Source organism: Micromonospora sp. WMMA1976, from assembly GCF_027497335.1.
In the GTDB taxonomy this organism is placed as follows: Bacteria; Actinomycetota; Actinomycetes; order Mycobacteriales; family Micromonosporaceae; genus Micromonospora; species Micromonospora aurantiaca.
This window is the reverse complement of the sequence record NZ_CP114912.1, coordinates 3,848,724-3,862,461: the sequence shown is the minus strand read 5'-3', so window position 1 is coordinate 3,862,461 and position 13,738 is coordinate 3,848,724. Positions and strand designations below refer to the sequence as shown.

The window sequence follows — 13,738 nt, the reverse complement described above, 5'->3', positions numbered from 1 at the left end:
GTGGGTGGCGCTCAGGCGCCGGGGATGATCGGGGTGGGCGTGCCGTCGGGCGCGTAGCTCAGGTACAACGGCTGGTAGCCGGGCGCGGTGGGGTCCACGGCCGGGTTCTCCTTGACCACGAAGAACCGGCCCTGTCCGGGATCGATCGTCGTGCCGTCGGGCGTGGTGACGGGGGTGCCGGTAAGCGGGGTGATCGAGTCGTACAGGTTCGCGTCCACCCGGGTGGTGCCGTCCTCGAACGGGTTGAGCGCGATCAGCCGGTACTCCTCGGGCAGCGGCCGGCCGCCGACGTGCGCGGTCGCGTACTCCGGAGCCGTGAAGTAGGACGAGATCGCCGGGTGGGCGGCGGTGAGCGGGGTCGGCGCCTCGGCGGGCTCCAGCGGCAGCATCGGGGTGCCCTGCTGCTGCGGAAGGAGCCGGGCCCGCTCGCCGACCGGCTCGCCGACCGCCAGGCGGCGGGACAGCAGATGTTGCCGGCGCGGCTCACCCTCCGCGGCGGGCTCCAGCGCCGGGTTCGTGACCGCCGCCCGCGTCGTGTACGGGGGGCGGTCCAGGTCGTCGAAGTCCTTCGCCATCTTCCGGCTGACGTCCAGGGCGGCCTCGTCGGCCTCCCGGTACGCCCGGCCGCTCTCCGTGAGGCCCTGGGCGGTGTAGCGCAGGGTGCCCTTGACGCCGCCGATGATCGCTTCGAGGTTGTCCAGGCCCTCCAGGAACTTGGTCGAGAACTGCTCGCCCATGTCGTCGTCGCCCCAGGCGTTGGCGTACCGGGCGCGCAGGGCGGTCAACTGGGAGAGGTAGGACTCGTAGAGCTGCACGTGCGACTCGTACGCCTTGCCGAGCCCTTCCACGCCGTCCGGGTCGACCCACAGCCGTCCGCCGGGATTGTTGCTGATCATTCGGGCCCCCGGGTCAGGAGTTCCCGCACGCTCGTCACCATGCGGGGTTCCTTGGGCAGGAACGCGTCGGCCCCGGCCTGGCCCCGGACCAGCTTGTGGGCATCGAGGCCGTCCGGCAGCACCGGCGCCAGCACCTCGGCCGCCTGGTTCATGACCTGTTCCTTGGCGTCGGCGTAGGTCTCCAGGATGAGCCGGGTCAGGTCGGCGGTGGTGAGCCGCTTGTGGGCGCCGGAGGGGAACTGGATGTCGGTCAGCACGCCGTTCTGGCCGACGGTCACGCTCACCTCCCGCCGCGGTGACGTCGCGGTGGCCGAGAGGGCGCTCATCCGGGCCTGCATCTCGGCGAGGCTGTTGCGCTGCCGCTCGTACTCCTGGAACAGGCCTTCGATGCGCTCGCTGTAGTTCACGACGGACCACTCCCTCGACGTCGCGGTCCAGTGAAGACGCCGCCGCGGTCGAGCCGGAACTCCGGCCGGGGATCAGTGCATGAAAGTGCAACCACTCTTCCCGGGCTGTCGGCCGGCGCCGCCCGTTCCGGGGGCACTGCCGTGCAATGTTGGGTGACGTTCGGACATGGTGGCGCGACCGGGTTGCCGCGGGGCACGGCCGCGGATCAACACTCTTCCCTGCCACCTTTCCCTGACACGAGGAGTCCGACCGTGACGATGCCGATCGTCAGCACCACCGAAGAGGGTATGCAGCGGGCTGCCCAGGAGTTCTCCGACAAGGCCACCGAATTCACCGGCCAGCTGCGCGCGGTCAACGGCCAGATGGCCATCCTGATCTCCTCCTGGACCGGCCAGGCGTCGCAGGGATTCAACCAGGCCATGGACAACTGGGAGAACGCCTTCCAGCGGGTGATCAACGAGCTGCTCAACATGCTCGAGGTCATGGGTGTCACCACCAAGGGCTACCAGACGGCCGAGGACGAGGCGTCGAGCGTGGCCAACTCCTTCGGTGCGGCCCTGCCGGGCATCTGAGCCGCACCCCGACCCCCGATCTCCCGAGAGGACCGACATGTCCAACTACACCTTCGATTTCGTGCAGGCAGACGCCGTGCTGACCGACATGAACCGCATCAACGGCCAGATCCAGTCGTCGCTGGAGGGGATGGAGCAAACGGTCGAGGCCAGCCTCGCCCAGTGGACCGGTGCCGCCCAGGAGCAGTACAAGGTCTCGAAGCTGGCCTGGAACCAGGCGGCCGACTCGATGGTCGCCTACCTCGAGCAGGCCCGCCAGACTCTGCTGCAGATCTCGGACAACTACGGCACCACCGAGCAGCGTCACGCCATGATCTGGAACGACGTCCGCGGCGGCTGATCCGCTCGACGGCCGCCGCGGACGCGTGGCGGCCTACCACGTTGTCCGTCCCCGGCCCGGTGAGCTTGACGACCCGGGCCGCTGGGGTCTGCGCCTTCGTTCCGCCGTCGACATTCGAGTGGAGTGAGTTCCTTGGCCACCATTGACTGGGGATATCCCAACGACAAAGCCATCAGCGCGATGGACGCCTACGGCATGGGTGACGACGTCCTCAAGAAGCCGGACGGCACCGTGCAGGCGGCGTACGACTCCTGGATGGCCTTCTACAACAAGCACCAGAACAGCCGCACCGGGGTGAACTTCGAGAAGTGGAAGGACGAGGTCCGCGCAGAGCATCCGGAGTGGATCGAGGCCCGCGACTGGTACGACAAGAACATCCTCGACACCGACGGCTGGAAGAACCTCGTCAAGACGTACAAGGACAACATCACCGACCCGTCGAACGTGAAGCCGCCCGCGTTCACCGACCAGTCCGACTGGATCGACGACAAGATCTCGACCGGCTCGGGCTTCGAACCACCGGCGATCAACCCGACGTTCAAGGGTGACACCGCCTCGACCAGTGGCGTGGCGGTCAACACCGCCGCGCTGAAGTGGTTCGCGGAGGACGTGCTGGGCCGCATCACCGGCGCCGGGAACATCCTGCTCACCACGGCCGACAAGCTGAGCGCGATCGACCCGCGGCCCGGTGCCTTCGCCCGGGCCGAGGTGCTGCGGCAGGCGATCGTCGGGGCGACGGCCCACGACGGCGGCGTCAAGGGCGACATGAAGGACATGCTCGTCAACATGAACACCGCCCTGCTCGCGGTGCAGACCGCCCTGCTGAAGATGGCCGCGGAGTACGAGAACCTCGAAGAGCTCAACGCGCTCACCACCGACAAGCTCAGCGAGATCATGGGTGACTCCTTCAATGGCCTGGACAACCTGAAGACCTACGGCCAGAAGGTCGTCAAGACCGACGGAAACTGACGCGGGCGAACAGGTCTCGCCGCTCGCGAAGAGGGACAGGGCATGGGCAACGGTCTCGGTGACAGCAAGCTCGACGGGTGGAACGACCCCGCGGAGGAGGCGGCCACCTTCCCACCGAAGGCGGTCCCCGTCAGCGACCTGTACGACTACCAGACCTGGGCGAAGGAGACCCGGGGCTGGCGGAAGCTCGAGGCCGCGGTGAACGGTGGCGCCGCGCTGACCACCGAGAGCGGGCGGGACCACGCCGAAACGCTGGTGAGCGTCCGGTCCGTCGTCGAGACCGCGCAGGCCTTCCAGGCGACCCAGGACCTGCTGATCTGGCTCGAACAGACCATCCGTACCGCTGTCACCTCGATGGTCGGCGACGACAAGGCGTGGAAGGGGCCGGCGGCCAACGGGTTCCGCGACAAGATGAACTACTACGCCGACCTGCTCGGCAAGCAGGCCGAGCACCTGGCCGGCGGCGCGGTTCCGGACTCCACCACGGTGTCCAACGACATCAACTCGTCGACGAACGTCACGTCGCTTCCGTCGCAGCTCTACGACGCCGCCAACCACCTCTCCTGGGCCCAGCAGACGATCGCCTACCTGGACGGCGCCTGGGCGACGATCGCCTCCCAGAACGGCGTCGGCAGCGGCGACGGCCCGGTGCCGATCAGCGGCACCGAGTACGAGAAGCCGATGGCCCTGCAGATGGCCGATGTCGTCCACACGGTCGCCGAGAAGTACCGGATGACCACCGACAAGGCGGCGACGTCCACGGTCAGCATGCCCACGCCCAGCATCAACGTGCCGACGGGCCCGCCGATCCCGTCGCCGACCTTCACGACGCCGACGTTCACGACCCCGCCGGGGCTCACCCCGCCGGGCTTCACCACGCCGCACATCGGCGGCATCACCACGCCGGCCGTCAGCGCGCCGCCGAACATCACGGTGCCCACGATCACCCCGCCGAACCTGGCGGGCATCGGTGGCCCGGGTCCCGGCCAGGGGCCGGGAGGAATCACCCCGCCGACGTTCTCGGGTCCCGGTGAGATCGGTGGCCCCACGCCCGGCGGCGGCGGCGGCAGCGGGCTGCCCGGCTTCGACGCCCCGGGCATCAACGGGCCGGGGGGAGCCGGTTTCCCGGGCGGTGGCGGCCTACCGGGTGGTGGCGGCCTGCCGGGCGGGTTCGTCCCCGGTGTGGTTCCGCCGGGCATCAAGCCGCCCGGCTCGGCCAACCTGGGCGGCGGCGCGGGCGGCGCCGGTTCGGTCAGGCCGCCGTCGTTCTCCGGACCGGGTGACGTGGGCGGCCCGAAGCCCGGGGCGGGCACGGGCGCAGGCATCGGCAGACCGGGCGGCGGCTTCACCGCGCCGGGCGTCCCCGGCTTCGGCTCACCCGGCGGCGCCGGCCCCGGCGCAGGTGGTAGCCCGAGCCTGCCGGAGAAGCCGGACGCGAACGGGCTGCTCGGCAACAGCGACGACTTCGTCCCCGGCGCCGTCGACGGTGTGGACATCCCGGCCGCCCCCGGCGGCGCCGTGCCCGGTGGCGGCGGCTTCCAGTCGCCGATGATGCCGGGCATGCCCGGCGCGGGCGCTCCCGGTGCCGGTGCCGGCGGCGGATCCGGTGTCCCCGAGGCCCCTGACGCCAAGGGCCTGGTGGAGGGCGACGAGGCGGACTGGCGGTCACCCGGGTTCGACGGCGTGCAGGTCCCCGGCGCGCCGGCCGGCGCCTCGTCCGGCGGCGCCGGGCTCGGTGCGGGCATGCCGCCCATGCCCGGCATGCCGGGGCCCGCGGGCGGCGCGAACAATCCCGGCGGGGCCGAGTCGCCCGACGCCCGGGGACTCGTCAGCGGCGATCCGGAGGCCTGGGGACCGGTGGGCGTGGACGCGGGTGTACCGGACGGGTCGGGCGGTGCGCCGGCCGGTGGTGACGGGCTCGGCGTCGACGGCCCGCAGATCCCCACCGCCCCGCCCGTGGTTCCGGGCGTCGGCGTCGACTCGCCGGCCGGCCCCGCCATGCCGATGATGCCCGGAGCGCCGGGTGCGCCGGGCGCCGGCACGTCCGGCGGCGGTGTCCCGGACGCGCCCGACGCCTCCGGGCTGATCCAGGCCGACCTCGACGACTGGCGCCCGTCGACCCCCGACACCGGCACACCGCACGCGCCGACGGGGGTGGACACCGGCGGCGCCGGGCTGGGGGAGCCGGCCCACTCCGCGCCTCCCGTGCCGCCGAGGACCAGTGCGACGCCGCCGACGGCCGGTGTGGTGCCGTCGATGGCCGGCCCGCCGGGCAGCAACGCGCCCGCTGGCACCGCACCCCGGACCGCGCCCGACGCGTCCGGCCTGATCCGGCCGGACGGGGCCGACTGGACCCCGGCCGGACCGGGGGACGGCGCGCCGGAGACGGGTGGCGGCACGGCGGCCGGTGGCGCGGGACTCGACGGCTCCGCGCCGGTCGCCGGCGTGCCGGGCTCGCAACCGGGCCCGGACGGTCCGCCCGCCGGCCCGGATCCGGGCGGGCCGGAGGCCGCCGCCGAGGAACCGGCCGCGCCGGAGGTTCCGGCAGCGCCCGTGCCCGGCATCGGCGGTACGTCGCCGGCTGCGCCCGTACCCGAGGTGATCGCACCGCCGACGGCGGTGGAGGTGCCGACCGTGGTCGACCTGTCCCCAGCGGTGGAACCGCCGCCGCGGGCCGAGCCGCCCGCGGCCGGCGCACCGCCCACGGTTGTTGCGCCGCCTCCAGCCGTCGCGTCGCCTCCGGCCGTCGTGTCGGCTCCGGCGGAGCCGGTGGTCGGCGGTGTCGTGGCGGCTCCGGTGATCGTGGGCCAGCCGGGCGTGCCCGGCCAGCCGGGCCTGCCCGCCCAACCCGGCCCGGTGGCGAACCCACCCGCCCAGGCAGCCGCGCCGAACCAGCCGGCACAGTCGAATCCGCCGGCGCAGCCGAACCCGCCCGGGCAGGGGAACCCGCCCGCGCAGGCGAACCAGACGGCGTCGCCGGGAGGCGGCAGTCCGGAGGGGACGCACCGGAAGACCGGCGTGGCCGCTGCCGTGGCCGACGGTGAGGTGGCGGTCGCGGTCCCCGGCGCCCTCGGGCTGGCCGCCGCCGTGGCCGGACTCGCCGGTCCCGGACCGCAGACGTCCGGCCGCGCGACGGTCGGCGCGGACCCCGGCGACCCGGCCCGGGCCGGCACGGTCCGGCGTCCCTCCGACCGCGACGACGACAGCGAACCCGGCGCCGGCCGGGAGCCCGCCGGGCTGCGCGAGGACGACGCCGTCTGGGGCGGTGACCACGCCCGGCCGGCGGCCGACGACCACGTGCCGCTGGTCCGCCCGGACGACGACCCGGACGACACGGCGGGCTGGGACGACCTCAGCGACGCGGACTGGCTGACCGGACCGTCAGCTGACGACGGCAGGGAAGGGTGACCATGTCGGAGACACCGCAGCCCCCGCGCGCCGTCTGGCGGCGCGTGGCGCCCGCGAAGGCGCCCCGGCCGTCCGACGGCACAATCGACTTCTTCAGCGCCGACCTGGAGAAGATGCGGCGGTGCGGTGAGCCCGGCGTCAGCGACGCCGAGTTCACGGCGTCGCTCGCCGACGAGGAGAAGGCTGCCGCCGCCCGCGCCGAGGCGTTCTGGGCCGAGCAGGAGCGACGCCGCAGGGACGAGGAGGAGCGGGCGAAGAAGGAGAAGAAGCGCCAGGCCGAGGAGGACGACGACGTCAAGGTGGCCGAGCGCTACCGCAACGACCGCTACGCGGTGAAGCTGCTGCGCCAGGAGCGCACCGTCTGGGGCGGCGACGGCGCGGACGCGGGGACACTCGGATGAGTACGGTCACCGTCAAGCGACCGCCCCGCGCGCCGGGCCCGGAGGCGCCGGAAGGTTCCATCGAGCTCCAGGAGCCGCCGCTGATGGCGGAGGAGGCCCCGCTCGACTTCCGCTCGTTCGCGATGGTCGTGCCGATGGGCCTCGGCATGGGCGCGATGCTCGCCATGTTCGGCCTCTACAACCGCACCCCGATCATGTACGTGATGGGCGGCGCGATGGCCGGCGGCATGCTGCTCATGGGCGTCATGCAGATCGGCCGGGCGGCCGCCGAGCGCAAACGCAAGATGCGCGGCGAGCGGCGTGACTTCCTGCGCTACATCGGGCAGCTGCGCAAGCAGGCCCGCGAGGCCGCCGACCAGCAGCGCCGGCACGTGCTGTGGAACAACCCGCAGCCGGGCTGGCTGTGGTCGATCGCGATGGGCAGCCGGCTGTGGGAGCGCCGGCCCAGCCACGACGACTTCGGCCGGGTCCGGATCGGTCTCGGCCGGCAGACCGCGATGCTGAAGTTCAACCCGCCGTCGACCAAGCCGATCGAGGACCTCGAACCGCTGTCGTCGATCTCGCTGCGCCGGTTCTCCGAGGCGTACCGGACGGTGTCCGGCATCCCCACCTCCGTCGGCCTGCCGAGCTTCACCAGCGTCGAGTTCGAGGGGGCGATCGACCCGGCGATCGACCTGGCCCGCGCCGTGGTGGCGCAGCTCGCCACCTTCCACGCCCCGGACGAGCTGCGGATCGCGGTGCTCGCCGCCGAGGTGCACCGGGGTCCGTGGGAGTGGGTCAAGTGGCTGCCGCACAACGCCCATCCCACCGCGTACGACGCGGCGGGCCCGGTCCGGATGTTCGCCGGCAGCCACGACGCGCTGATGGACATGCTCGGCCCGGAGATCACCGACCGGGGCGACCACGACCGGGCCGTCAAGTCGACCACCACCGAGCCGTTCCTGGTGATCGTCGCGCACCTGGTGGACCTGCCGGACAGCTCCCGCCTGCTCGGCGCGGGCATCCGCAACGTGGTGCTGCTCGACCTGACCGGCGCGATGCCCGGCGGTCCCAAGGTGCTGCGGCTGACCGTCACCGACGACGTCGTGGAGTTCCCGGCCGGCGCCACGACCGGCTCGGCCAAGCGGGACGGCCTGGACCGGACCCGGTGCGAGGCGCTGGCCCGGATCATCGCGCCGAAGCGGACCAGCGGCACGCTGGAGGTCTCCGACGAGCCGCTGGACACCAGCTTCGAGCTGACCACGCTGCTCGGCATCCGCGACGCGATGACCTTCGACGTGCCGGCGCTGTGGCGGACCCGGACGCCGCAGCGCAACCGCCTCATGGTGCCGATCGGCGTCACCGAGGAGGGTGAGGTCATCGAGCTGGACCTGAAGGAGTCCGCGCAGGGCGGCATGGGACCGCACGGCCTGCTCATCGGCGCCACCGGCTCGGGCAAGTCGGAGCTGCTGCGTACCCTCGTCTGCGGCCTGGCCGCGACGCACAGCTCGGAGATCCTCAACCTGGTGCTCGTCGACTTCAAGGGCGGCGCCACCTTCCTCGGCATGGACAAGCTGCCGCACACCTCGGCGGTGATCACCAACCTGGCCGACGAGCTGCCGCTCGTCGACCGGATGCAGGACGCGCTCAACGGCGAGATGACCCGGCGGCAGGAGATGCTGCGGGCCAGCGGCTACGCCTCGCTGTTCGACTACGAGAAGGCGCGCGGCAACGGCGCCCAGCTCGTGCCGTTCCCGGTGCTGCTGATCATCGTGGACGAGTTCAGCGAGCTGCTGTCCAGCAAGAGCGAGTTCATGGACCTGTTCGTGTCCATCGGCCGGCTCGGCCGGTCGCTCGGCGTGCACCTGCTGCTCGCCTCCCAGCGGCTGGACGAGGGGCGGATCAACCGGGTCGAGGGGCACCTGTCGTACCGGCTGGCGCTGCGCACGTTCTCCTCGATGGAGTCGCGGTCGGTGATCGGCGTGGGCGCGGCGTACGAGCTGCCGCCCGAGCCGGGAAACGGCTACCTGAAGGTGGACACCACGAACCTGGTGCGCTTCAAGGCGGCGTACGTCTCCGGCGCGTACACCGGAAGTGGACGCCGCGGCGGCGTCGCGGACGCCGGGGACGAGCCCACCGCGGACGTGGTGCCGTTCACCACCCGGCAGGTGGCGGTGCGCCACGACCCCGGGCCGGATCGCGTGGCCGAGCAGGTCGAGGAGCCCGCCGCCGACGCGAACGGGCCGAGCCTGGTCGAGGTGCTGCTGGACCGGCTCGCCGGCTCGGGCCCGCCGGCCCGCCAGGTCTGGCTGCCGCCGCTGTCCAGCGCGCCCAGTCTGGACTCGCTCATGCCGAGCGTGCTGCCCGACCCGGTACGCGGCATGACCATCGACGACCCGGCCGTCCAGGGTGGGCTGCGGGTTCCGGTGGGTGTGGTGGACCGGCCCGCCGAGCAGTTGCGCGAGCTGCTGGTGGTCGACCTGAACGGAGCGGACGGCCACGTCGGCATCGCCGGCGCCCCGCAGAGCGGCAAGTCGACGCTGCTGCGCAGCCTGATCCTGGCGCTGTCGCTGGCGAACACGCCGCGTGAGGTGCAGTTCTACGGCCTCGACTTCGGCGGCGGCGGGCTCGCCTCGATCGCCGGCCTGCCGCACGTCGGCTCGATCGCCACCCGGATGGAACGCGACCGCGTCGTCCGGACGGTCGAGGAGGTCCTCCAGGTCATGGAGCGACGCGAGGCCGAGTTCGCGCGGCACGGCCTCGACTCCATGTCCACCTACCTGGCCAAGGTCGCCGAGGGGGTGATCGAGGACGGCTTCGGGCACGTCTTCCTGGTCATCGACGGCTGGTACACGATGAAGCAGGACTTCCAGGAGCTGGAGCAGAAGTTCCAGGAACTCGCCTCGCGTGGCCTGTCCTTCGGCGTGCACGTGATCGTCACCGCGACCCGCTGGTCGGAGCTGCGTACCTGGATGCGGGACCTGCTGGGCACGAAGCTGGAGCTGCGGCTCGGCGACGCGATGGAGTCCGAGCACGGCTCCCGCAAGGCGGCCACCGTGCCCAACCAGGTCGGCCGCGGCCTCACCGGCGGCGCGCTGCACTTCCTGGCCGCGCTGCCCCGGATGGACGGCAGCTCCGAGGTGGGCGACCTGGCCGAGGCGACCAAGTCGGTGGTCGAGGAGATCGGCACGTTCTGGCCCGGCCCGGCCGCCCCGCCGGTACGGATGCTCCCGGCGCACCTGATGGTCGAGACACTGCCGCCGCCCGAGTCCGACTTCAAGTTCGTCATCGGCCAGGACGAGCAGCGTCTCGCCCCGGTCTGGCACGACTTCATGACCACCCCGCACATGCTGGTCCTCGGCGACAGCGAGACCGGCAAGACCAACATGCTCCGGCTCGTCCTGCGGTCCATCCAGCAGCACTACCCGCCGGAGCGGGCGAAGGTCGTGCTCGGCGACTCGCGCCGCGACCTGGACACCGCGATCGGCGCCGCGTACCAGGTGGGCTTCGCGTTCACCGGCGACAAGATGCACGAGCTGGCCGGCCAGGCGTCGGTCTCGATGAACCGGCGGATGCCCGGTGCGGACGTCTCGTCCGAGCGGATGCGCAGACGCGACTGGTGGGAGGGGCCGGAGCTGTTCGTCATCGTCGACGACTACGACCTGATGACCAAGAGCACCGGGATGGGCTCGACGCTCGACCCGCTTCTGCCGTTGCTGGCCCAGGGCGCCTACATCGGCCTGCACGTGATCGTCGCGCGCAGCACCTCCGGCGCGATGCGGGCCATGATGGACCCGGTGATCCGGCGGATGTGGGAGCTGGGCACGCCCGCGACGCTCTTCTCCTACCCCAAGGAGGAGGGCAAGTTCCTCGGCGAGGCGAAGCCCCGCCAACTGCCGCCCGGACGCGCCCAGCTCGTCACCCGGCGCGGCGTACGCCTGATGCAGACCGGTTTCGTGTCGGACACGGCCCGATGAGAGAGGCTCGCTGGTGACCGCAGCGCTCAACGACCAACTGTGCCGGATCACGGTGATCGGCCCGGCGCGCCGGGCCGATCTGGCCGTACCGGCCCGGATGCCGGTGGCGAACCTGATGCCGCTGCTGGTGCGGCACACCACCGACCTGGCCCGGGTGCCCGACGGCGAGGTGCCCGACGAGTCGTGGGTGCTGCAACGCCTCGGTCAGGCGCCGTTCGAGCTGTCCGGTACGCCGGAGAGCCTGGACTGGCTGGAGGGCGAGGAACTGCACCTGCGCCCGGCGCAGGACCCGCTGCCCGAACTCGACTTCGACGACCTGGCCGAGGGCGTCGCCACAGTGGTCAACCGGCGGGCCGACAGGTGGCAGCCGGAGTACCGCCGGGTGCTGTTCCTGGTGCTCTCCCTGGTGGCGATGGGCCTGATCGCCGCCGTCCTCGTGGACCGGGGCCCGGTGCTGCCCCAGGTGATCGCCGGCGCGGTGCTCGCGGCCGGGTTGTTCACCGCGGCGATCGTCAGCGCCCGCCAGCAGACCGACGGCGCGTTCCCGCTGCTGTTCGGCGGCGGCGCGGCGTTCTTCGCGGCGGTGGCCGCGTCCAGCGCCGTCGACGGTGACCCGGACGGCGTGGCCTGGACCGCCGCCGCCGGGCTGGCCGCCGCCGTCGCGGTCGTCGGGGTGACCGCGTTCCTGCTGATCGCGCAGCGGACGGTCACACCGGTCATGCCGTTCGCCCCGCTGCTGATCGTCGCGCTGACCGCCGCGATGGTGGTGCTCGTCCTGCTGGCCGGCGACGGGTTCGCGCTCACCGCGCCGCAGGTGTCCGCCGTAGCGGTGTCGGTGATCCTGGTGCTGATCGTGATCGCGCCGCGGGCGGCGGTGAAGCTGGCCCGGCTGCGCGGACCGCAGCTGCCGAAGACCGGCGCCGACATGTCGTACGACATCGAGCCGGAGGACTCCGACCTGGTCAAGTCGCGCGCCGACGAGGCGGACACCTACCTGACCGCCTGCATGACCGCGTCCGCGCTGGTCCTGCCGGTGCTGATGCACCACACCATGCGGGCGCCGGGCTGGTCCGGGTGGACGCTCGTGCTGGTGACATCGAGTGCAATCCTGTTGCGCTCGCGTACCTTCTTCGGTTTCTGGCAGCGGGTCGCCCTGGTCGCGGCCGGTACCGTCGGCTACCTCATGGTGGCCCTGATGTTCTCCGACGAGCTCGCCCCGACCGGCCGGTACGTCCTGCTCGGCGGGCTCGTCGCCCTCCTGGTGCCGCTGGTGATGGCCGCGCTGCGGCCGTGGCCGCGACGCATGCTGCCGTTCTGGGAGTACACCGCCGGCGGGCTGGACGTCGCGACCGGCCTGGCCGTGCTGCCGGTGCTCGCCCAGGTGCTCGGGCTCTACGCCTGGGCCCGCGGACTCTTCGGGTAGCCGGCCGTGCAGACCCAGCGCGACCACGTCCACGCCCACCAGTTCATGATGGGCCGGTTGAGTTCCGCCCTGGTGCAGGGCGACCCGTCCACAGCGGAGATACCCGGGCAGCGTGCCGTCACCGGCCTGGCCTTCGGGGTGCTCATCAGCGTCCTGGTCGTCGCCGGGTTCGCCGTCTACGGCTGGATCGTCCCCGGCGGCAGCAAGGCGTACACCCGCAGCGGCGTGATCCTGGTCGAGAAGGAGAGCGGCAACCGGTACGTCTACCTCGACGGGATGCTGCGCCCGACGCCGAACCTGACCTCGGCCATGCTGATCCAGGGCAGCGGCGCCACCGTGAAGCTCATCTCCAAGGAGTCGATCAAGGACGTCCCGCGCGGACCGTCGATCGGCATCGACGGCGCCCCGCAGTCGGTCGCCACCGGGCAGATGGTCGCCGGTCCGTGGCTGGCCTGCCTGCCCGGCTCGGTCACCGACGAACCCGGCGACCGCCTCGGCCTCAACCTCGACCCGCGCGCCGAGGCGGTACCGCTGCCGGCCGACCGCTTCGCCGTCGTCCGCGCCGCCGACGGACCCACCTATCTGGTGACCGCCGGCCGCAGGCACCGGGTCGTCGACCCGGCGGTGCTCGTCGCGCTCGGCGCCACCACCACCCGCAAGGTGCCCGCACCGCAGGACTGGCTCGACTTCCTGCCCGACGGGCCGGACCTGGCCCCGGCCACGATCCCCGGCGCGGGCCGCTCCGGGCGGGTCGGCGACCGGACGTACCCGATCGGCACACTGTTCCGGCAGCGGCCCGACACCGGCGCCGAACAGTTGCTGGTGCTGCGCCGCGACGGCCTCGCGCCGCTGAGCCGGACCGAGTTCCTGCTCGCCACCGCCACCTCCGGTGAGGAGCCGGTGGAGCTGAGCGCCGCCGACCTCGCCGCGGCCCGGATGTCGGCCGACCGGTCACTGCTCACCCGGCTGCCCGATCTGACCGGCCTCACCCCGCAGGAACCCGGCCCGTACGCGCTGTGCCTGCGCCAGAGCGCGGTCGACGGGACACGGTTCGACAGCACCGCCGTGCTCGCCCCGCTGGCCCGCTCCGGTGTCCGCCCCGACGGCCGCGCGACGGTGCTCACCGCGCCCGGCAGCGGCATGGCGGTGCTTCCGGCGCCGGTCGGCTCCGGTGCGGCGCAACCCCTGCCCACGTACATCGCGGACGACGGAAAGGCGTACCCGATCGGCGACCAGGACGCGGTACGGGCGCTCAAGCTCGACCGGGTCGTGAACGTTCCCTTCCCGAGAGAACTACTCGCGCTGGTGCCCCAGGGCCCGGCGCTGAGCATGAGGGCCCTCGCGGCCGCAGAAGTGGGGTAGGTC

The 13,738-nt window shown here is 72.6% G+C and carries 10 protein-coding genes; 8 read left to right on the top strand and 2 right to left on the bottom strand.

All coding sequences use genetic code 11. From position 1 onward, the window contains the following. Positions 1 to 11: 11 nt before the first annotated feature. Together O7546_RS17795 and O7546_RS17790 are read right to left on the bottom strand one after the other, a co-directional pair. Positions 12 to 896, bottom strand: coding sequence for a hypothetical protein (locus O7546_RS17795; RefSeq protein ID WP_281599545.1), 885 nt, complete (start codon positions 894 to 896; stop codon positions 12 to 14). Then, complete coding sequence (locus O7546_RS17790; RefSeq protein WP_091416601.1) at positions 893 to 1,303, bottom strand: YbaB/EbfC family nucleoid-associated protein; 411 nt, start codon at positions 1,301 to 1,303, stop codon at positions 893 to 895. The genes O7546_RS17795 and O7546_RS17790 overlap by 4 nt, the downstream gene beginning before the upstream one ends. Positions 1,304 to 1,555: 252 nt before the next feature. Between O7546_RS17790 and O7546_RS17785 the strand changes: the two genes are divergently transcribed. The 8 genes from O7546_RS17785 to eccB all read left to right on the top strand — a co-directional run bounded on the left by O7546_RS17785 (position 1,556) and on the right by eccB (position 13,735). Then, positions 1,556 to 1,876, top strand: coding sequence for a WXG100 family type VII secretion target (locus O7546_RS17785; RefSeq protein WP_091416604.1), 321 nt, complete (start codon positions 1,556 to 1,558; stop codon positions 1,874 to 1,876). A 37-nt stretch (positions 1,877 to 1,913) separates the two neighbouring features. Continuing rightward, entirely contained in the window at positions 1,914 to 2,216 is a 303-nt protein-coding gene (locus tag O7546_RS17780; RefSeq protein ID WP_194802784.1) for a WXG100 family type VII secretion target, read from the top strand. A 195-nt stretch (positions 2,217 to 2,411) separates the two neighbouring features. Next, on the top strand, positions 2,412 to 3,185 hold the full coding sequence (locus tag O7546_RS17775; RefSeq protein WP_228532790.1) for a hypothetical protein: 774 nt from the start codon (positions 2,412 to 2,414) through the stop codon (positions 3,183 to 3,185). Positions 3,186 to 3,227: 42 nt separating this feature from the next. Beyond that, positions 3,228 to 6,593, top strand: coding sequence for a hypothetical protein (locus O7546_RS17770; RefSeq protein ID WP_281599540.1), 3,366 nt, complete (start codon positions 3,228 to 3,230; stop codon positions 6,591 to 6,593). A 2-nt stretch (positions 6,594 to 6,595) separates the two neighbouring features. Continuing rightward, positions 6,596 to 6,994 (top strand): hypothetical protein, encoded by a 399-nt coding sequence (locus tag O7546_RS17765; RefSeq protein ID WP_194802787.1) that lies wholly within the window; start codon positions 6,596 to 6,598, stop codon positions 6,992 to 6,994. Continuing rightward, entirely contained in the window at positions 6,955 to 10,950 is a 3,996-nt protein-coding gene (gene eccCa, locus O7546_RS17760; RefSeq protein WP_194802819.1) for a type VII secretion protein EccCa, read from the top strand. Before O7546_RS17765 ends, eccCa begins: the two co-directional genes overlap by 40 nt. A gap of 13 nt (positions 10,951 to 10,963) precedes the next feature. Continuing rightward, positions 10,964 to 12,373 carry a type VII secretion integral membrane protein EccD gene (gene eccD, locus O7546_RS17755; RefSeq protein WP_194802788.1) on the top strand — a complete coding sequence of 470 codons (1,410 nt, stop codon included), beginning with the start codon at positions 10,964 to 10,966 and terminating at the stop codon, positions 12,371 to 12,373. Positions 12,374 to 12,379: 6 nt separating this feature from the next. After that, on the top strand, positions 12,380 to 13,735 hold the full coding sequence (gene eccB, locus O7546_RS17750) for a type VII secretion protein EccB (RefSeq protein ID WP_194802789.1): 1,356 nt from the start codon (positions 12,380 to 12,382) through the stop codon (positions 13,733 to 13,735). Positions 13,736 to 13,738: the final 3 nt, after the last annotated feature.